The organism is Acidovorax sp. A1169 (assembly GCF_030704685.1).
Taxonomy (GTDB): Bacteria; Pseudomonadota; Gammaproteobacteria; order Burkholderiales; family Burkholderiaceae_C; genus Acidovorax.
This window is the reverse complement of sequence record NZ_JAUZDX010000001.1, coordinates 692,323-712,284: the sequence shown is the minus strand read 5'-3', so window position 1 is coordinate 712,284 and position 19,962 is coordinate 692,323. Positions and strand designations below refer to the sequence as shown.

19 protein-coding genes are annotated in these 19,962 nt (G+C 65.8%); 14 read left to right on the top strand and 5 right to left on the bottom strand.

Annotation, left to right across the window (positions count from 1 at the left end; all coding sequences use genetic code 11):
• Positions 1–58: 58 nt before the first annotated feature.
• From dnaB to rpsF, 5 genes are all read right to left on the bottom strand, one after another.
• The gene (gene dnaB / locus QYL93_RS03215; protein WP_305742283.1) at positions 59–1,495 is read right to left on the bottom strand and encodes a replicative DNA helicase; all 1,437 of its coding nucleotides are present in this window, start codon (positions 1,493–1,495) and stop codon (positions 59–61) included.
• 191 nt (positions 1,496–1,686) lie between these two features.
• Positions 1,687–2,139, bottom strand: coding sequence for a 50S ribosomal protein L9 (gene rplI, locus QYL93_RS03210; protein WP_305742282.1), 453 nt, complete (start codon positions 2,137–2,139; stop codon positions 1,687–1,689).
• Positions 2,140–2,151: 12 nt separating this feature from the next.
• Positions 2,152–2,433 carry a 30S ribosomal protein S18 gene (gene rpsR, locus QYL93_RS03205; RefSeq protein ID WP_005795932.1) on the bottom strand — a complete coding sequence of 94 codons (282 nt, stop codon included), beginning with the start codon at positions 2,431–2,433 and terminating at the stop codon, positions 2,152–2,154.
• 18 nt (positions 2,434–2,451) lie between these two features.
• Positions 2,452–2,742, bottom strand: coding sequence for a primosomal replication protein N (gene priB / locus QYL93_RS03200; RefSeq protein WP_057202143.1), 291 nt, complete (start codon positions 2,740–2,742; stop codon positions 2,452–2,454).
• Positions 2,743–2,763: 21 nt separating this feature from the next.
• Positions 2,764–3,141, bottom strand: a complete 378-nt coding sequence (gene rpsF / locus QYL93_RS03195) for a 30S ribosomal protein S6 (protein ID WP_057202142.1) — start codon at positions 3,139–3,141, stop codon at positions 2,764–2,766.
• Between the two features lie 239 nt (positions 3,142–3,380).
• Between rpsF and grpE the strand changes: the two genes are divergently transcribed.
• The 14 genes from grpE (at position 3,381) to trpA (ending at position 19,890) form a co-directional block, all read left to right on the top strand.
• Positions 3,381–3,929, top strand: a complete 549-nt coding sequence (grpE, locus tag QYL93_RS03190) for a nucleotide exchange factor GrpE (protein WP_057202141.1) — start codon at positions 3,381–3,383, stop codon at positions 3,927–3,929.
• Positions 3,930–4,020: 91 nt separating this feature from the next.
• Positions 4,021–5,973 carry a molecular chaperone DnaK gene (dnaK, locus tag QYL93_RS03185; protein WP_305742281.1) on the top strand — a complete coding sequence of 651 codons (1,953 nt, stop codon included), beginning with the start codon at positions 4,021–4,023 and terminating at the stop codon, positions 5,971–5,973.
• Positions 5,974–6,062: 89 nt separating this feature from the next.
• Positions 6,063–7,211 (top strand): molecular chaperone DnaJ, encoded by a 1,149-nt coding sequence (gene dnaJ, locus QYL93_RS03180; RefSeq protein WP_057202139.1) that lies wholly within the window; start codon positions 6,063–6,065, stop codon positions 7,209–7,211.
• Positions 7,212–7,406: 195 nt separating this feature from the next.
• The gene (locus QYL93_RS03175) at positions 7,407–8,399 is read left to right on the top strand and encodes a LysR family transcriptional regulator (RefSeq protein ID WP_305742280.1); all 993 of its coding nucleotides are present in this window, start codon (positions 7,407–7,409) and stop codon (positions 8,397–8,399) included.
• Positions 8,400–8,430: 31 nt separating this feature from the next.
• On the top strand, positions 8,431–9,852 hold the full coding sequence (leuC, locus tag QYL93_RS03170; RefSeq protein WP_305742279.1) for a 3-isopropylmalate dehydratase large subunit: 1,422 nt from the start codon (positions 8,431–8,433) through the stop codon (positions 9,850–9,852).
• A gap of 63 nt (positions 9,853–9,915) precedes the next feature.
• Positions 9,916–10,044, top strand: a complete 129-nt coding sequence (locus QYL93_RS03165; protein ID WP_057202136.1) for an entericidin A/B family lipoprotein — start codon at positions 9,916–9,918, stop codon at positions 10,042–10,044.
• Between the two features lie 14 nt (positions 10,045–10,058).
• Entirely contained in the window at positions 10,059–10,709 is a 651-nt protein-coding gene (gene leuD, locus QYL93_RS03160; RefSeq protein ID WP_305742278.1) for a 3-isopropylmalate dehydratase small subunit, read from the top strand.
• A gap of 89 nt (positions 10,710–10,798) precedes the next feature.
• Positions 10,799–11,869, top strand: a complete 1,071-nt coding sequence (gene leuB, locus QYL93_RS03155; protein WP_305742277.1) for a 3-isopropylmalate dehydrogenase — start codon at positions 10,799–10,801, stop codon at positions 11,867–11,869.
• Positions 11,870–12,176: 307 nt separating this feature from the next.
• The gene (gene asd, locus QYL93_RS03150) at positions 12,177–13,307 is read left to right on the top strand and encodes an aspartate-semialdehyde dehydrogenase (RefSeq protein ID WP_305742276.1); all 1,131 of its coding nucleotides are present in this window, start codon (positions 12,177–12,179) and stop codon (positions 13,305–13,307) included.
• 286 nt (positions 13,308–13,593) lie between these two features.
• The gene (locus tag QYL93_RS03145; protein ID WP_305742275.1) at positions 13,594–16,206 is read left to right on the top strand and encodes a FimV/HubP family polar landmark protein; all 2,613 of its coding nucleotides are present in this window, start codon (positions 13,594–13,596) and stop codon (positions 16,204–16,206) included.
• Positions 16,207–16,258: 52 nt separating this feature from the next.
• Positions 16,259–17,077, top strand: coding sequence for a tRNA pseudouridine(38-40) synthase TruA (gene truA, locus QYL93_RS03140; RefSeq protein ID WP_305742274.1), 819 nt, complete (start codon positions 16,259–16,261; stop codon positions 17,075–17,077).
• The gene (locus QYL93_RS03135) at positions 17,074–17,835 is read left to right on the top strand and encodes a phosphoribosylanthranilate isomerase (RefSeq protein WP_305742273.1); all 762 of its coding nucleotides are present in this window, start codon (positions 17,074–17,076) and stop codon (positions 17,833–17,835) included. Before truA ends, QYL93_RS03135 begins: the two co-directional genes overlap by 4 nt.
• Positions 17,813–19,084, top strand: coding sequence for a tryptophan synthase subunit beta (gene trpB, locus QYL93_RS03130; protein WP_305742272.1), 1,272 nt, complete (start codon positions 17,813–17,815; stop codon positions 19,082–19,084). The genes QYL93_RS03135 and trpB overlap by 23 nt, the downstream gene beginning before the upstream one ends.
• The gene (gene trpA / locus QYL93_RS03125) at positions 19,081–19,890 is read left to right on the top strand and encodes a tryptophan synthase subunit alpha (protein ID WP_305742271.1); all 810 of its coding nucleotides are present in this window, start codon (positions 19,081–19,083) and stop codon (positions 19,888–19,890) included. The genes trpB and trpA overlap by 4 nt, the downstream gene beginning before the upstream one ends.
• Positions 19,891–19,962: the final 72 nt, after the last annotated feature.

The window sequence follows — 19,962 nt, the reverse complement described above, 5'->3', positions numbered from 1 at the left end:
GATGGCGCTTGAGATGCCCCCCCCCCCAGGGGGAAGGCGCGAAGCGACTCAGGGGGAATCAATAGTCATCGCCACCGCTGCCCATGGCAAGGTTCTCGAAGCGGGTCTGGTTCTTCTGGAAGAACAGCTTTACGGTGCCGGTGGGGCCGTTACGCTGCTTGCCGATGATGACCTCGGCCACGTTGGGCTCCTTGCTGTCCTTGTTGTAGTAGTCGTCGCGGTAGATGAACATGATGATGTCCGCATCCTGCTCGATGGCGCCCGATTCACGCAGGTCGGACATCATGGGGCGCTTGTCGGTGCGTTGCTCGACCGAGCGGTTGAGCTGCGACAGCGCGATCACAGGGCACTGCAGCTCCTTGGCCAGCATCTTCAGGCCCCGGGAGATTTCACCCAGTTCGGTCGCGCGGTTGTCCGAGCTCGATGATCCGGAGCCGCTCATCAGTTGCAGGTAGTCGACCACGATCAAGCCCAGCTTGCCGCACTGGCGCGCCAGCCGGCGCGCGTTGGCACGCAGCTCGCCGGGGGTCAGACCCGGGGTTTCGTCAATGTGCAGCGACACCGTGCGCAGCCGCTCGATGGCCTCGGTCAGGCGCGGCCATTCCTCGTCGGTGAGCTTGCCGGTGCGCAAGTTGCCCTGGTTGACCCGGCCGATGGAGCCGACGATACGCACCGCCAGCTGGGCGGCACCCATTTCCATCGAGAAGATGGCGACCGGCAGGCCCTCGTTGAGCGCCACGTGCTCGGCGATGTTCACGGCAAACGAGGTCTTGCCCATGGAGGGGCGCGCCGCCAGCACCACCATGTCGCCCGCCTGCAGGCCCGAGGTCATGCGGTCCAGGTCGGCAAAGCCGGTGGGCACGCCGGTCACGTCCACCGGGTTGTCGGCCATTTCCTGCACCTTGTCGAGCAGGTCGATCACCAGCTTGTCGAGCGACTGAAAGCCCTGCTTGGTGCGCGAACCCTCTTCGCCGATGGCGAAGATCTTGGCCTCGGCCTCGTCCAGGATGCGCTCCACCGTCTTGCCCTGTGGGTTGAAGGCATTGGTGGAGATTTCGTCGCTGGCCGTGACCAGCTTGCGCAGAATGGCGCGCTCGCGCACGATCTCCGCGTAGCGGCGGATGTTGCTCGCGCTCGGAACGTACTGCGCCAGGTTGTTCAGGTAGGTCAGGCCGCCTGCTTCCTGGGCATTGCCCAGGTTCTTCAGGTGCTCGAACACGGTGATCACGTCGGCCGGCTTGCTGCCATTGATCAGCGCACCGATGGCCGAGTAGATCATCTGGTGCTCGTGCCGGTAGAAGTGGCTCTCCACCAGCAGATCGCCCACCCGGTCCCAGGCGTTGTTGTCCAGCAGCAGGCCGCCGAGCACGCTGGACTCAGCCTCGATGGAGTGCGGGGGCGTGCGCAGCTTGGCAATCTCCTGGTCCTGGTCCTGACCGGAACCGGAAGGCGGCACGAAACCCTGTTCATCGAGCGGGGGGAAGACAGCGGACATGGGGTTTCTCCGGGCAGGGGCCTGAATGGATGCATTGCGGCCACCCGCCAAGTGCGGCAACCGGGGATAAACCTTGGGGCAATCTGTGGATTACCGGTGGGCAATCCTGTACAAATGGCGGGGTCGAAAAGACAAAAGCCGCCCGAGGGCGGCTTTCGCGGCAAGTCACGCAGGTTACTACGTGCTGGCGATCAGGCGGTTTCGCCGTAGACCGACACGGTGACTTCCACAACCACGTCGGTGTGCAGAGCCACGCTGACCGTGGTTTCGCTGACGACCTTGATCGGGCCGTTGGGCAGGCGAACTTGCGCCTTGGCAACCTTGTAGCCTTGCTTGTTCAGCTCTTCGGCGATGTCTTGGTTGGTCACGGAACCGAACAGGCGGCCGTCCACACCGGCCTTTTGCGTCAGCTCGACGGTGGTACCGGCCAGCTTTTCGCCTTCGGCCTGGGCTTGCGCCAGCTTGGCGGCAGCAGCCTTTTCCAGTTCCACGCGCTTGGCTTCGAAATCAGCCTTGGCCGATTCGGTGGCGCGGCGTGCGCGGCCCGAAGGGATCAGGAAGTTGCGTGCGTAGCCGTCCTTGACCTTGACGATTTCGCCCAGGTTGCCGAGGTTCACAACCTTGTCGAGCAGAATGATTTGCATGGGTTGTGCTCCTTAGATCTTGTGCTGGTCGCTGTAAGGCACCAGGGCCAGGAAGCGGGCGCGCTTGATGGCGGTATTCAGCTGGCGCTGGAAGATGGCGCGCGTGCCGGTCAGGCGCGCGGGGATGATCTTGCCGTTTTCGGCGATGAAATCGCGCAGCGTGTCGACATCCTTGTAGTCGATTTCTTCAACACCGGTCACCGTGAAGCGGCAAAAGCGCTTGCGCTTGAACAGCAGGGACTGGGTGTTGCGCTTTGGGCGCTTGTCTTTGTTGAACTTCTTGAACGTGGCCATTGCGGACCCCTTGGAAAATTAATTTTGTTGAATATCCTGGATGTGGAGCACAGCGTTCCTGCCATTGCGCGGCGTGGCGAGAAAGCCGCTGAAAGTCCATCGACTTCCAATCTGCTGCCTCGCCAGCCGCTCGGCCATCGCACCGAATGCGACGGCCTTCATGGCTGCCTTGACGTCCCGCGGCTCGCCTGCCTCGTTTTGCCTGGACTCGTGTTCGAGCCGCAGGGCAACAGCAGGCAAACCGGCGGGGGTGTAGCGCAGGGCCTCAGCCTCGGCGATACAGGCGGTCAAGACGACGCGGTTCTCCACTCCCGAGAGGGCTGTGGACGATCAGCGCTCGCCGGCAGCGGCGTATTCCGCCTGGCTGGCCTTGCGGGCTTCTTCGCGCTCGACGGTCTTCATCATCGAAGATGGGCCAGTGTCGGCCTTCTTCTTCTGAACCGTCAGGTGGCGCAGTACGGCGTCGTTGAACTTGAAGGCATGCTCCAGTTCAGCCATCACAGCCTGGTCGGCTTCGATGTTCACGCACAGGTAGTGGGCCTTGGCCAGCTTGTTGATCAGGTACGCCAGTTGACGGCGGCCCCAGTCTTCCACGCGGTGCACCTTGCCACCGCCAGCGGTGATCATGCCCTTGTAACGCTCCAGCATGGCTGGAACTTGTTCGCTTTGATCCGGATGGATCAACAAAATGATTTCGTAATGACGCATGCATACTCCTTCTGGGTAAGACCACCCGCTGCGTCTAGAAGCGGTGTGGCAAGGCAAAGCCGTAGATTATAGCCCGCATCTTCGACCTTGTACACTCACCCCTGCTCCAAGAGGCTTGCCGCCCGGCCAATCCCCTCGCCCAGGTCGCCGCAGATGCCCCCAGCATTGCGCGCGAACTTGAAATACCACACACACGCCCAACCTTGTGCGCGTACTGTTTTATTTACGAAGACCAAGACATGTCCGACAACAGCCAGCCAACCACCTCCCAAGACGCCTCCCCCGAAGAAATTGAAGCCGCCATGGCCGCCAATGCCTCTGACGAGCTGGCGCGCCTGCAAGGCGAGCTGGCCGAGCTCAAGGCCAAGAGCGCCGAGCTGGCCGACCAGTTCCTGCGCGCCAAGGCCGAGGCCGAAAACGCCCGCCGCCGCGCCGAAGACGAAGTCACCAAGGCCCGCAAGTTCGGCATCGAGAGCTTTGCCGAGAGCCTGTTGCCCGTGGCCGACAGCCTGGATGCCGCCCTGGGCATCAAGGAAGCCACGCCCCAACAGCTGCGCGAAGGCGCCGACGCCACCCTGCGCCAGCTGACCTCGGCGCTGGAGCGCAACAAGGTGCTGGCCATCAACCCGCCTGCCGGCGAGAAGTTCGACCCCCACCAGCACCAGGCCATCAGCGTGGCGCCTGCCGAGCAGGAGCCCAACACCGTGGTGGCCGTGCTGCAAAAGGGCTACAAGATCGCCGACCGCGTGCTGCGCCCGGCGCTGGTGACCGTCACCGCCCCGAAATAAATAAATTTGCTGGATAACGGCTTGAAGCCGGCCAAGTTATCCACAAGTTACCAGTTATCCAAATCACTCAAACATCGCGGAGAAGAACATCATGGGAAGAATCATCGGTATTGACCTGGGCACCACCAACAGCTGCGTTTCCATCATGGAGGGCAACACGACCCGCGTGATCGAAAACAGCGAAGGCGCCCGCACCACGCCTTCCATCGTGGCCTACCAGGAAGACGGCGAGATCCTCGTCGGCGCCTCGGCCAAGCGCCAGGCCGTGACCAACCCGCGCAACACGCTGTACGCCGTGAAGCGCCTGATCGGCCGCAAGTTCACCGAGAAGGAAGTGCAAAAGGACATCGACCTGATGCCCTACAAGATCGTGCCCGCCGACAACGGCGACGCCTGGATCGAAGTGCGCGGCAACAAGCTGTCGGCCCAGCAGGTGTCTGCCGACATCCTGCGCAAGATGAAGAAAACGGCCGAGGACTACCTGGGCGAGCCCGTGACGGAAGCCGTCATCACCGTGCCTGCGTACTTCAACGACGCCCAGCGCCAGGCCACCAAGGATGCCGGCCGCATCGCGGGCCTGGACGTCAAGCGCATCATCAACGAGCCCACCGCTGCAGCCCTGGCCTTCGGCCTGGACAAGCAGGAAAAGGGCGACCGCAAGATCGCCGTGTATGACCTGGGTGGCGGCACGTTCGACGTGTCCATCATCGAAATCGCCGACGTGGACGGCGAAAAGCAGTTCGAAGTGCTGTCGACCAACGGCGACACCTTCCTGGGCGGCGAAGACTTCGACCAGCGCATCATCGACTACATCATCAGCGAGTTCAAGAAGGAACAGGGCGTGGACCTGTCCAAGGACGTGCTGGCCCTGCAGCGCCTGAAGGAAGCCGCCGAAAAATCGAAGATCGAGCTGTCCAACTCGGCTGCGACCGACATCAACCTGCCCTACATCACGGCAGATGCCTCCGGCCCCAAGCACCTGAACATCAAGCTGACCCGCGCCAAGCTGGAAGCACTGGTGGAAGAGCTGATCGAGCGCACCATTGCGCCTTGCCGCACGGCCATCAAGGACGCTGGCGTGTCGGTCTCCGACATCCACGACGTGATCCTGGTCGGCGGCATGACCCGTATGCCCAAGGTGCAGGAGAAGGTCAAGGAATTCTTCGGCAAGGAACCGCGCAAGGACGTGAACCCCGACGAAGCCGTGGCCGTGGGCGCCGCCATCCAGGGCCAAGTGCTCTCGGGTGACCGCAAGGACGTGCTGCTGCTGGACGTGACCCCCCTGTCCCTGGGTATCGAAACCCTGGGCGGCGTCATGACCAAGATGATCACCAAGAACACCACGATCCCGACGAAGTTCGCACAGACCTTCTCGACCGCCGACGACAACCAGCCGGCCGTGACGATCAAGGTGTTCCAGGGCGAGCGCGAAATGGCCTCGGGCAACAAGGCCCTGGGCGAGTTCAACCTCGAAGGCATTCCACCCGCAGCCCGTGGCACGCCGCAGATCGAGGTGTCGTTCGACATCGACGCCAACGGCATCCTCCATGTGGGCGCCAAGGACAAGGGCACGGGCAAGGAAAACAAGATCACCATCAAGGCCAGCTCCGGCCTGTCGGAAGAAGAAATCCAGAAGATGGTGAAGGACGCCGAGCTCAACGCGGCCGACGACAAGAAGAAGCTGGAGCTGATCCAGGCGCGCAACCAGGGCGAAGCCGCCGTGCACAGCGTGAACAAGAGCCTGGCCGAGCATGGCGACAAGCTCGACGCCGCCGAGAAGGAAGCGATCACCTCGGCCGCGAAGGCCCTGGAAGACGTGCTCAAGGGCGAAGACAAGGCCGCCATCGAGGAAAAGACCACCGCGCTGATGGCCGCCAGCCAGAAGCTGGGCGAGAAGATGTACGCCGACGCGCAAGCCGCGCAGGCGGCGGCCGGTGCCGGTGCGGGCGACGCATCGGGCGGCCAGCAGACATCCGCCTCCAACAGCAAGCCCGACGACGACAACGTGGTCGATGCCGAGGTGAAGGAAGTCAAGAAGGGCTGAACACGCCCCGTTTGACCCGATCCGCCGCGCGAGTTTCCTGACCAGGGGGCTTGCGCGGCGTTCCTGTTCCAACCGGGCCCAGAAAGACCATGTCCAAACGAGACTTTTACGAAATCCTGGGCGTTCCCAAGAACGCCTCGGACGAAGAAATCAAGAAGGCCTATCGCAAGCTGGCGATGAAGCACCACCCTGACCGCAACCAGGGTGATGCGTCCAAGCCTGCGGAAGAGAAGTTCAAGGAGGCCAAAGAGGCCTACGAGATGCTCTCCGACCCGCAAAAGCGGGCCGCCTACGACCAGTACGGCCACGCCGGGGTGGACCCCAACATGCGCGGGCCGGGTGGGCCAGGCGCCGAGGGCTTTGGCGGCTTTGCCGAGGCGTTCGGCGACATCTTCGGCGACATGTTCGGCCAGCAGGGCGGGCGCGGGCGCGGCGCCGGCGGAGGCCGCCAGGTGTACCGCGGCAGCGACCTGAGCTACGCCATGGAGATCACCCTGGAGGAGGCCGCGCGCGGCAAGGATGCGCAGATCCGCATCCCCTCCTGGGAGGCCTGCGACACCTGCCACGGCAGCGGCGCCAAGCCCGGCACCAGCGCCAAGACCTGCGCCACCTGCACGGGCAGCGGCACGGTGCAGATGCGCCAGGGCTTCTTCAGCGTGCAGCAGACCTGCCCGCACTGCCGCGGCACGGGCAAGATCATTCCCGAGCCCTGCACCACCTGCCACGGCCAGGGCAAGCTCAAGAAGCAAAAGACGCTGGAAGTGAAGATTCCTTCGGGCATCGACGACGGCATGCGCATCCGCAGCACCGGCAACGGCGAGCCCGGCACCAACGGTGGTCCGCCGGGCGACCTGTACATCGAGATCCGCCTGAAGAAGCATGACATCTTCGAGCGCGATGGCGACGACCTGCACTGCCAGGTGCCCGTGAGCTTCATCACGGCGGCACTGGGCGGCGAGATCGAGGTGCCGACGCTGGCCGGCAAGGCGGCCATCGACATCCCCGAAGGCACCCAGGCGGGCAAGCAGTTCCGCCTGCGCGGCAAGGGCATCAAGGGCGTGCGAGCCAGCTACCCGGGCGATCTGTACTGCCACATCGCGGTCGAGACCCCGGTCAAGCTGACCGAGCACCAGCGCAAGCTGCTGCGCGAGCTGGAAGACTCGCTCAAGAAGGGTGGCGCCCGCCACTCGCCCAGCGGCGAGAGCTGGACGGACCGGCTGAAGAACTTCTTCAGCTGACCGCCCCAAGCAAGAGCCCCCTGCAACCGCACAGCGCCACCGGCCTGTGCGGTTTTTTCTTGCCCACCCCACGCGCCCCGAGAAGACCACACCCGCGATGGACGACATCGCGGTTCACGATGGCCCAGGGGCGCCATTTATAGGAAAATACAAAAGCACCTTCTCGAAACGAGAAGCAAAAGACACCCACCCCCGATGAAAAGCTCCGAGCGCAGTTTTGCGCGCCGCATTGACCTCACTTCGCTGCAGCTGTTTGTGGCGGTGTGCGAGCTCGGCAGCATCGGCCGCGCGGCGGAGCGCGAATTCATCGCGGCCTCGGCCGTCAGCAAGCGCCTGTCGGACCTGGAAACCGCCGTGGACACGGCCCTGCTCTACCGCCACAGCCGGGGCGTGACGCTGACCCCTGCCGGCGAGAGCCTGCTGCACCACGCACGCACGGTGCTCTTCGGCCTGGAGCGCATGCAGGGCGAGCTCAGCGAATACGCCGATGGGGTGCGCGGCCATGTGCGCATGCACGCCAACATTTCGGCCATCTTCCAGTTCCTGCCCGAGGACCTGGGGGCTTTCGCGCGTGCGCACAGCCAGATCAAGATCGACCTGCAGGAGCACCTGAGCAGCGACGTGCTCAACGCCGTGCACGAGGGTGCGGCCGACCTGGGCATCTGCAACGTCGGCATGGCCACGGGCACCGGCGGCACCGGGCTGCAAAGCCGCCCCTACCGCGCCGACCACCTGGTATTGGTCGTGCCCGAGGCACATGCATTGGCACAGCACGCCACCATCGGCTTCGAAGAGGTGCTGGACTGGGACATCGTGGGCCTGCACGCCAACAGCAGCATCAGCCTGGCCATGCGCGCTGCGGCCGCAGCCACCGGGCGCCCTCTGCGCCAACGCATCCAGGTCACCGGCCTGGACGCCATGTGCCGCATGATCGACAACGGCCTGGGCGTAGGCCTGCTGCCCGACCGCGCCTTCGAGCTGATGCGCGGCGTGGGCCATCTGCGCGCCATCCCGCTGGCCGAGGCCTGGGCCCACCGCGAGCTGCGCGTGGTGGCCCGCGATTTCGACGCCCTGCCGGTGACCGCGCGGCTGCTGGTGGAGCACCTGGCACCGCTGCAGCCCGACGTAGTGAGCGCCCACGAACATCCCGCCCCTGGCACGCTTTTGCCTGCGGCCACGCCCCACTAAAATCACATTACCCACCTGAAAGAGACACACCATGGGACGCACCCTGTACGACAAGATCTGGGACGAGCACGTTGTCCACACCGAAGAGGACGGCACCTCCATTCTCTACATCGACCGCCACCTGGTACACGAAGTCACCAGCCCCCAGGCCTTCGAAGGCCTGCGCGAGGCGGGCCGCAAGGTGTGGCGCATGAGTTCCATCGTCGCCACCGCCGACCACAACACCCCCACCACAGGCTGGGAGAGTGGCTACGACGGCATCACCGACCCGATCAGCAAGGAACAGATCACCACGCTGAACGACAACATGGCGCAGATCCAGCCGGCGGCGTTCTTCCCGTTCATGCACAAGCGCCAGGGCATCGTGCACGTGATCGGGCCTGAGAACGGCGCGACCCTGCCGGGCATGACCGTGGTCTGCGGCGACAGCCACACCAGCACGCACGGCGCCTTTGGCGCGCTGGCCCACGGCATCGGCACCTCCGAGGTCGAGCACGTCATGGCCACCCAGACGCTGCTGGCCAAGAAGGCCAAGAACATGCTGGTGCAGGTGGACGGCCAGCTCGCCAAGGGCATCACCGCCAAGGACATCGTGCTGGCCATCATCGGCAAGATCGGCACGGCCGGCGGCACGGGCTACACCATCGAGTTCGCAGGCTCGGCCATCCGCGGCCTGTCCATCGAAGGCCGCATGACCGTGTGCAACATGGCCATCGAAGGCGGCGCACGCGCCGGCCTGGTGGCCGTGGACGACAAGACCATCGAATACGTGCGCGGCCGCCCCCTGTCGCCCACGGGCGTGGAGTGGGACCAGGCCGTGGCCTACTGGAAGACCCTGCAATCGGACCCCGACGCGCACTTCGATGCCGTGGTCAAGCTCGACGCAGCCGACATCCTGCCGCAGGTCACCTGGGGCACCTCGCCCGAGATGGTGCTGGGCATCGACGCCCGCGTGCCCGATCCCGACAAGGAAAAGGACGCCAACAAGCGCGGCGCCATCGAGCGCGCGCTGACCTACATGGGCCTGACCCCCGGCAAGCCGATCAACGACATCACCATCGACAAGGTGTTCATCGGCTCGTGCACCAACAGCCGCATCGAAGACATGCGCGAAGCCGCTGCCGTGGTCAAGAAGCTCGGCCGCAAGGTGGCCAGCAACGTTAAGCTGGCCATGGTGGTACCCGGCTCGGGCCTGGTCAAGGAGCAGGCCGAGCGCGAAGGCCTGCACGAGATCTTCAAGGCTGCGGGCTTCGAATGGCGCGAGCCCGGCTGCTCCATGTGCCTGGCCATGAACGCCGACCGCCTGGAGCCCGGCGAGCGCTGCGCCAGCACCAGCAACCGCAACTTCGAAGGCCGCCAGGGCGCCGGCGGCCGCACCCACCTGGTGAGCCCCGCCATGGCCGCAGCCGCTGCCGTGCACGGCCACTTCGTGGACATCCGCCAGTTCGCCTGAACCCTTCATCACCCCATTGATCCAACCCCCGTTGGCCTTTCCACCGCCCCTAGGAGCCCCGTCATGAAGAAGACCGCCGCATTCATCGCCTTTTCGCTGGCTTTCCTGCTGGCCGGCTGCAACACCGTCAAGGGCGTGGGCCAGGACGTCCAGCGGGCAGGCGGCGCCCTTGAGCGCGCTGCCAACAAGTAATCAGGCACACCACCATGCAGAAATTCACCTTGCTCAAGGGCCTCGTGGCCCCCATGGACCGCGAGAACGTCGACACCGACGCCATCATCCCCAAGCAGTTCCTCAAGTCGATCAAGAAGACCGGCTTCGGCGTGAACCTGTTCGACGAATGGCGCTACCTGGACCACGGCGAGCCCGGCCAGGACCCCGCCAGCCGCAAGCCCAACCCCGACTTCGTGCTCAACCAGCCGCGCTACCAGGGCGCCTCGGTGCTGCTGGCACGCAAGAACTTCGGCTGCGGATCGAGCCGCGAGCACGCGCCCTGGGCGCTGGACCAGTTCGGTTTTCGCGCCGTGATCGCGCCGAGCTTTGCCGACATCTTCTTCAACAACTGCTTCAAGAACGGCCTTTTGCCCATCGTGCTGCCCGAAGCCACGGTGGCCCAGCTGTTCGACGAGGTGCTGGCCTTCCCCGGCTACCAGCTCACCATCGACCTGGAACGCCAGGTCGTCGTGCGCCCCCAGGGCGAAGAAATTCCCTTCGAGGTGCAGGCATTTCGCAAATACTGCCTGCTCAACGGCTTTGACGACATCGGACTGACCTTGCTGCAGTCCGACAAGATCCGCGCCTTTGAAGCGCAGCGCCTGGCCACGAAGCCCTGGCTCGCGCTCACCATGGTTTCCTGAACCCAAAAACCACCAGTTCATCGACCAGTGGCCGTCGCAGCCCGGTGCAAGCCAGGGCGCGCGGCCATTCACTTAAGAAGAAGCACTTCATGAAAATCGCAGTTCTGCCGGGAGACGGCATCGGCACCGAAATCGTCGCAGAGGCCGTCAAGGTCCTCGAAGTGCTGGACCTCCAGTTCGAGATGGAATCGGCCCTGGTGGGCGGTGCCGCCTACGAGGCGCATGGCCACCCCCTGCCCGACACCACGCTCAAGCTGGCCAAGGACGCCGATGCCATCCTGTTCGGCGCCGTGGGCGACTGGAAGTACGACAAGCTTGACCGCCCCCTGCGCCCCGAGCAGGCCATCCTGGGCCTGCGCAAGAACCTGGGCCTGTTCGCCAACTTCCGCCCTGCCATCTGCTACGAGCAACTGGTGGGCGCATCGAGCCTCAAGCCCGAACTGATTTCGGGCCTCGACATCCTCATCATCCGCGAGCTGACGGGCGACATCTATTTCGGCCAGCCGCGTGGCCGCCGCATCGCCACCGACGGCCACTTCCCCGGTGCCGAGGAAGCCTTCGACACCATGCGCTACAGCCGCCCCGAGGTGGAACGCATCGCGCACGTGGCCTTCCAGGCCGCACGCAAGCGCAGCAAGCGAGTGACCAGCGTGGACAAGGCCAACGTGCTCGAGACCTTCCAGTTCTGGAAGGACATCGTCACCGAAGTCGGCAAGGAATACCCCGACGTGGAACTCGACCACATGTACGTGGACAACGCCGCCATGCAGCTGGTGCGCGCGCCGAAGAAGTTCGACGTGGTGGTGACGGGCAACATGTTCGGCGACATCCTCTCGGACGAGGCCTCCATGCTCACCGGCTCCATCGGCATGCTGCCCTCGGCCTCGCTCAACAGCAGCAACCAGGGCCTGTACGAGCCCAGCCATGGCAGCGCCCCCGACATCGCCGGCAAGGGCGTGGCCAACCCGCTGGCCACCATCCTCTCGGCCGCCATGATGCTGCGCTTCTCGCTGAACCAGGAAGCCGCCGCCCAGCGCATCGAAGCCGCCGTGCAGGCGGTGCTGGCCCAGGGCTTGCGCACGCCCGACATCTGGAGCGAGGGCACGACCAAGGTCGGCACCGCGCAGATGGGCGACGCCGTGGTGCAGGCGCTGAAGTAACAGGCATCTGCACGGTGCAAGGGGCGGCCTTGGGGTCGCCCTTTTTCGTTGTGCAACGCCGTCGCGCCGGCCCCTTGAGCGCAGCACCGGGCTTGCGATATACTTCTCACCCTATGTTTGCCGCCCACACGTTCGCCCTGAACATTGCACCCGCCGCCACGGCCGGTGTGGCTGCGCGCGCAACCATCACCAAAACCACGACCATTAAGGGCTGACTCAGCCTGGTTCGTCGTGCGCCCCTCCTGGCCTGACGAGCCAGGCGAGCAGTCCGGTCTGGCACTGTTTCTCAATCTGAAAGGGCGTTGAAATGAGCAAGTTGGTAGGTTTGGTCGGCTGGCGCGGCATGGTCGGCTCGGTGTTGATGGATCGCATGGCCGAAGAAAATGACTTCGACCTGATCGAACCATTGTTCTTCTCCACCTCCAACGCGGGCGGCAAGGCCCCTGCGGTGGCAAAGAACGAAACCACGCTGCAGGATGCGTTCAACATCGACGCCCTCAAGCGCTGCGACATCATCATCACCGCCCAGGGCGGCGAGTACACCTCCGAAGTCTTCCCCAAGCTGCGCGCTGCGGGCTGGAACGGCCACTGGATCGACGCCGCCTCCACGCTGCGCATGGAAAAGGACGCCGTCATCATCCTCGACCCCGTGAACCTGCCCGTCATAAAGGACGCACTGGCCAAGGGCGGCAAGAACTGGGTCGGCGGCAACTGCACTGTGAGCTGCATGCTGATGGGCGTGGGCGCACTGTACAAGGCCGGCCTCGTCGAGTGGATGAGCACCCAGACCTACCAGGCCGCCAGCGGCGGCGGCGCCCAGCACATGCGCGAACTGCTCACGCAGTACGGCACGCTGAACGCCGAGGTGAAGTCCCTGCTGGACGACCCCAAGAGCGCCATCCTGGAGATCGACCGCAAGGTCATCGCCAAGCAGCGCGCCCTCTCGGGTGCCGAGACGGCCAACTTCGGCGTGCCGCTGGGCGGCTCGCTGATCCCCTGGATCGACAAGGACCTGGGCAACGGCATGTCCAAGGAAGAGTGGAAGGGCATGGCCGAGACCAACAAGATCCTGGGCCAGGGCGAAGGCTTCACGGCCCCCGCCATCCCTGTGGACGGCTTCTGCGTGCGCGTGGGCGCCATGCGCTGCCACAGCCAGGCCCTGACCTTCAAGCTCAAGAAGGACGTGCCCGTGGCCGACATCGAGGCCATGATCGCCGCCGACAACGAGTGGGTGAAGGTGGTACCCAACACGCGCGAGGCCACCATCAAGGACCTGACGCCCGTGGCCGTCACCGGCACCATGACCATCCCCGTTGGCCGCGTGCGCAAGCTGGCCATGGGCCCCGAATACGTAGGCGCCTTCACCATCGGCGACCAGTTGCTCTGGGGTGCTGCCGAACCGCTGCGCCGCATGCTGCGCATCCTGCTGGCAGCGTAAACTACGCCTCGGCAAGCCCTGTCAAAAGCGCGCGCAATGCAGATTGCGCGCGCTTTTTTGTGCCCAGCAGCCCGACACACCCAGTTACGTGACGTTGGCAATTGGCAACATTTGAATGCCCCAATATGGTGCATGGACACCAGGGGCAAAGCTTCCGCGCCACCTCAGCTTGTCAGTGCAAAACATTGATGCTATGGTGCTTTTTACATATTTTCACGCGCCGGGGCGGGACCAGACCATGAGAAAAACAGCACCGCTCGACCGAGCCGCACAACCCAATCAGTTGATGGCAAACATGCATCGTTGGAAATTTTCTGTGCTGGCGGCTGCGGCCGTGGCCACTGCCGGGCTCTACGCCACCGATGCGTCCGCGCTCGCGCTGGGCCGCATCACCGTGCAATCCGCGCTGGGCGAGCCCCTGCGCGCCGAGATCGACCTGCCGCAGATCACCCCTGCGGAGGCGGAAACCCTGAAGGCCAGCACCGCCACGCCAGAGGTGTTCCGCGCCCAGGGCATGGAGTACTCGCCCACCATGAACAACCTGCAGGTGCAACTGCAACGCCGTGCCGATGGCTCGGCCGTGCTGCGCCTGTCCAGCGACCGCCCGGTGAACGACCCCTTCGTCGACCTGGTGCTCGATGCGTCCTGGGGCTCGGGCCGCCTGGTGCGCAGCTACACCATGCTGTTCGACCCGCCCGCCATCCGCCGCCCGGCGCCAGCGGTCACGGCATCTCCGCAGATCAACTCTCCCGCTTCACGCCCCGAGGTTCCGCCCGCCGTGGCTGGACGCTCGTCGAGTGCTGCATCGGCACCCGCAGCCACGCCCCGTGCACCGGCCGCCCCCCGCGCCACGCCCGCCGAAGGCAGCGTGACCGTGCAGGCCGGCGACACGGCTGGCCGCATTGCCAATGCCAACCGCCAAGGCGGTGTCTCGCTCGACCAGATGCTGGTGGCCATGCAGCGCGCCAATCCGGACGCCTTCATCGGCGGCAACATCAACCGCATCAAGGCCGGCGCCGTGCTGCAGATCCCTGACCAGGCCACGGCCCAGGCCACGCCTGCGCCCGAAGCCCGCCAGATCCTGGCCGCGCAAAGCCGTGACTTCGGCGCGTTCCGCCGCAAGCTGGCCGAATCCGCCCCCTCCGCCACAGTCGCATCGGCCGAGCGTTCGGCCAAGGGCTCGGTGCAGACCCGGGTGGAAGACAGCAAGCCCGCCACCACGGCGCCCGACAAGCTCACGCTGTCCAAGGGCTCGGTCAAGGGCCAGAAGGCCGCCGAAGACCAGTTGGCCAAGGACAAGCAGGCCAGCGACGCATCGGCCCGCATGGCCGAACTGTCCAAGAACATCAGCGACCTGAACAAGCTGGGCGCCGCATCGGCCGCAGCACCTTCGACGCCCGCCACGCCGGCAGCACCGGCAGCCGCTCCTGCAGCGGCAGTCCCTGCGGCCAGCACGGCCCAGGTGGCCGTGCCCGGCGTGCCCGCCACGCCTGCCGCCCCCGAAGCCCCACCGGCAATGGCGGCCTCCGAACCCACCAGCAGTGCATCGGCCGAAGCCAGCGCAGCCCCTGCGTCGGACGCGGCTCCTGCCGCCCCCGCAGCCCCCGCCTCCAAGCCCATCGTGCTGCCCCCACCCACACCGGTGGCAGAACCCGGCTTCTTCGACGGCCTGCTGGACGACCCGCTGATCCCCCTGGCCGGTGGCGGCCTGCTGGCCTTGCTGCTGGGCTATGGCGCCTACCGCGTGATCCAGCGCCGGCGCAACAATGCGGGCGTGGACAGCTCGTTCCTTGAAAGCCGCATCCAGCCCGATTCGTTCTTCGGCGCCAGTGGCGGCCAGCGCGTGGACACGGCCAACAGCGAGATGACCACCGGTTCGTCCATGGCCTACTCGCCCAGCCAGCTCGATGCCGGCGGTGACGTGGACCCCGTGGCCGAAGCCGACGTGTACCTTGCCTATGGCCGCGACCTGCAGGCCGAGGAAATCCTCAAGGAAGCCATCCGCCACAACCCGGCCCGCGTCTCCGTGCACGTGAAGCTGGCCGAGATCTATGCCAAGCGCCAGGACCGCAAGGCCCTGGAGTCGGTGGCCGGCGAAGTGTTCAAGCTCACGCAGGGCGAAGGCCCCGACTGGGCGCGCATCGTCGACCTGGGCCGTGGCATCGAGCCAGAGAACCCGCTGTACCAGCCCGGCGGCCGCCCCGGCATGGTGGAGGACGAGAACCCATCGGTTCCCGGCGCGTTCGTGAGCACCTTCTCGGGCGCTCCCGTGGCCTCCGCCGCCCTGCCGCCCGATCTGGACCTGGACCTCGACCTCGATCTGCCCGACGACGCACTCACCGATGCACCACCCGCGCCTCCCGGTGGGTTTGCCGCAGCGGCTGCAGCCGCCACTGCGGCAGCGCCTGCTCCGCGCGCGCCGCAACGCACGGAGCCCGTGCTGTCCAGTGAAGATTTCGACCTGCCTGACCTGACGGGCGATGCCGCCTGGAATGCGCCCGCACCGGCCCCCACGCAGGCGCCCGCAGGCCGTGCAGCGCCCAACGACGAACTCACCATGGCGCCCACCGGCCCCATGCCGCTGGCCGATGCCCAGGATTCCGGTCCGATGGACTTCGATCTGGGCGAGCTGTCGCTGGACCTGACGGCGCCCTCCAAGCCCATGGCCGCCCCCGCATCGCGCGAAGTGGAAATCCCCACGGCCGCCGTGCCCATCTCGGAAGACGACGGATCGGCCGCCGCCCAGGACGACCCACTGGCCACCAAGCTGGCACTGGCCGAAGAGTTCAACGCCATCGGCGATACCGACGGTGCCCGCACGCTGATCGAAGAGGTCGTGGCCGAATCGAGCGGCGCCCTGCGCACCCGCGCCCAGCGCATGCTGGTCGAACTGGGCTGATGCGCTCGGCTGCCACGGCCCTGAGCTACTCCACCCCGGCCCAGGCCCGCCCATGAGGGTGGCTCTGGGTGTCAGTTACAACGGCCAGCCCTACAGCGGCTGGCAAAGCCAGCTGTCGGGCAACACCATCCAGGACAAGCTGGAGGCGGCCCTGGCGCGCTTTGCCACGCACCGCGTGAGCACCCTGTGCGCCGGCCGCACGGATGCGGGGGTGCACGGCCTGATGCAGGTGGTGCATTTCGATACCCCCCTGAACCGGCCACCCTCCTCCTGGGTGCGCGGCACCAACACCTTTCTGCCCCCCGACATTGCTGTGCAATGGGCCAGCCATGTACCCGACAGCTTTCACTCGCGTGGCAGCGCCGTGGCGCGCCGCTATGCCTACGTGCTGCTGCAGTCGACCGTGCGCCCGAGCGTGGACGCCGGGCGCGTCGGCTGGGTCTACCACCCCCTGGACCATGCCGCCATGCGCCAGGCCGCAGACCACCTGCTGGGCGAGCACGACTTCACCTCGTTCCGCGCCTCGGCCTGCCAGGCCAAGTCGCCGGTGAAGACACTGTCGCGCATCGACATCACGCAGCGTGGCCTGGGCGAGCCCCATCCCGAGCTGGGCTGGAGCCCCTGCTACTGGCGCTTCGAGTTCGAGGCGAATGCCTTCTTGCACCACATGATCCGCAACCTCATGGGCTGCCTGGTGGCGATCGGCCGGGGCGACCAGCCGCCCGGGTGGATAGAGCAGGTGCTGCAGGCACGCTCGCGCGACGCGGCGGCGCCCACCTTCTCGCCCGACGGGCTGTACTTCCAGGGACCGGTCTACGACGCCGCGTGGGGCCTGCCCCAGCGCACGGCTGCGTATGATTGGCTCCCATGAGCACTTCATCGCCTTCCCACACCACGCCCCTGCCCGCAGCCCGCACCCGCATCAAGATCTGCGGACTGACGCGTGAACAGGACGTGGACGCCGCCGTGGCGGCAGGAGCCGATGCCATCGGCTTCGTGCTGTTCGCCCAGAGTGCGCGCGCCGTCACGGCAGCGCGCGCTGCCGAGCTGGCGCGGCGCCTGCCCCCCTTCGTCACGCCGGTGCTGCTGTTTGTGAATGCCAGCACCGAGGAGGTGGTGGCCGCCAGCGCGCAGATTGCCGGCGCCACCGTGCAATTCCATGGCGACGAAACGCCTGAGCAATGCCAGGCAGCCACCGGAGCCGGTGCCCGCCCCTACCTGCGCGCTGCCCGAATACCCCTGGACCCGGATGCGGCACAATTCGACCTCGTAAAATACGCACACGATTTTTCAAACGCCCAGGCCATCCTGCTCGACGCCCATGTCGAGGGGTACGGCGGCGGCGGCAAGGCATTCAATTGGTCACTCCTTCCACCAAGCGTCGGCTCTCACCTCGTTTTGTCTGGTGGACTCACGCCTGCAAACGTGACCGATGGCATTTTGCAAGTACGCCCGCGTTGCACCACGCTGGCGGTTGATGTCAGTTCCGGCGTCGAGGCCCATGGGCCCGATGGAAACCCCCTGAGGGGCATCAAGGACGCCGAAAAAATCCATCGCTTCGTTGCCGCCGTGCGTGCGGCCGATGCACAACTTGCAAAGAATCCCCATGAGTTCCTATCAGCAACCTGATCCTTCGGGCCATTTCGGCTCCTACGGCGGCAGCTTCGTCAGCGAAACGCTGACCCATGCCATTGCCGAACTGTGCGAGGCCTACGCCCGCTACCAGCACGACCCCGAGTTTCTGGCCGAGTTCCAGTACGAGCTCAAGCACTTCGTAGGCCGACCCTCGCCCGTCTACCATGCCGCGCGCACCAGCCGCGACCTGGGCGGCGCGCAGATCTACCTCAAGCGCGAGGACCTCAACCACACCGGCGCCCACAAGATCAACAACGTGATCGGCCAGGCCATGCTGGCCCGGCGCATGGGCAAGCCGCGCATCATTGCCGAGACCGGCGCAGGCCAGCACGGCGTGGCCACGGCCACCATCTGCGCGCGCTACGGCCTCGAATGCGTGGTCTACATGGGCTCGGAGGACGTCAAGCGCCAGAGCCCCAATGTCTACCGCATGAAGCTCCTGGGCGCCACCGTGGTGCCGGTGGAGTCGGGCAGCAAGACGCTGAAGGACGCACTGAACGAGGCCATGCGCGACTGGGTGGCCAATGTGGACAACACCTTCTACATCATCGGCACGGTGGCGGGCCCGCACCCCTACCCGATGATGGTGCGCGACTTCCAGAGCGTGATCGGCACGGAATGCCTCACGCAGATGCCCCCGATGCTGGCCGAACAGAAGGTGCAGGGCGAGCAGCCCGATGCCGTGATCGCCTGTGTGGGCGGCGGCAGCAATGCCATGGGCATCTTCCACCCCTACATTCCGTTCGAGAAGACGCGCCTGATCGGCGTGGAAGCGGCCGGCGAGGGCCTGGACAGCGGCAAGCACTCGGCATCGCTGCAGCGCGGCAGCTCGGGCGTACTGCACGGCAACCGCACCTTCATCCTGCAGGACGCCAACGGCCAGATCACCGAGACGCACAGCATCAGCGCAGGCCTGGACTACCCCGGCGTGGGCCCCGAGCACGCCTGGCTGCAGGAAATCGGCCGTGCAGAGTACGTGGGCATCACCGACAAGGAAGCGCTGCAAGCCTTTCACCACCTGTGCCGGGTGGAGGGCATCATCCCCGCGCTCGAATCGAGCCACGCCCTGGCCTATGCCATGAAGCTGGCCCCGACCATGCGCGCCGACCAGTCCATCCTGGTCAACCTGTCCGGGCGCGGCGACAAGGACATCGGCACGGTGGCCGACCTGTCGGGCGAAGATTTCTACGACCGCCCCTCCATGCGCGGACTGTCCGTGAAGGGTGCAGAGGCCAAGCCATGAACCGCATCAGCACCACTTTCGACCAATTGAAGGCGCAGGGCCGCAAGGCCCTGGTGCCCTATGTCACCGCCGGTTTTCCGTTCGCCGACATCACCCCGGCCCTCATGCACGGCATGGTGGAGGCGGGCGCCGACGTGATCGAGCTGGGCGTGCCCTTTTCCGACCCCATGGCAGACGGCCCGGTGATCCAGAAGGCGGGCGAAAAGGCCCTGGCCCTCGGGATCGGCATGACCCAGGTGCTCGACCACGTGCGCGATTTCCGCAAGCGCAACAGCACCACCCCGGTGGTGCTCATGGGCTATGCCAACCCCGTGGAGCGCTATGACCAGGTGCATGGCGCGGGCGCCTTCGTGCGCGATGCGGCTGCGGCCGGCGTGGACGGCGTGCTCGTGGTGGACTACCCGCCCGAGGAATGCGAGACCTTTGCCGCCAGCCTGCGCGCGCACGGCATGGACCTGATCTTCCTATTGGCCCCCACCAGCACCGACGAGCGCATGGCCCAGGTGGCGCGCGTGGCCAGCGGCTATGTGTACTACGTGTCGCTCAAGGGCGTGACCGGATCGGGCGCGCTCGACACGGCCGCCGTGGAGCAGATGCTGCCGCGCATCCGCCAGCATGTGCAGATCCCCGTGGGCGTGGGATTCGGCATCCGCGACGCCGCCACGGCCCAGGCCATCGGCAAGGTGGCCGACGCCGTGGTGATCGGCACGCGCATCATCCAGCTGATCGAGGACCAGCCGCATGAGAAGGTCGTGGCGATCACCGTGGACTTCCTGCGCGGGATCCGCAAGGCACTCGACGCATAATGTGGGCCTTGGCGCCCGCCCAGTGCGGCGGGCGCCCATTGGGTTACACACACGGTTGTGTCTTTTCGCGTC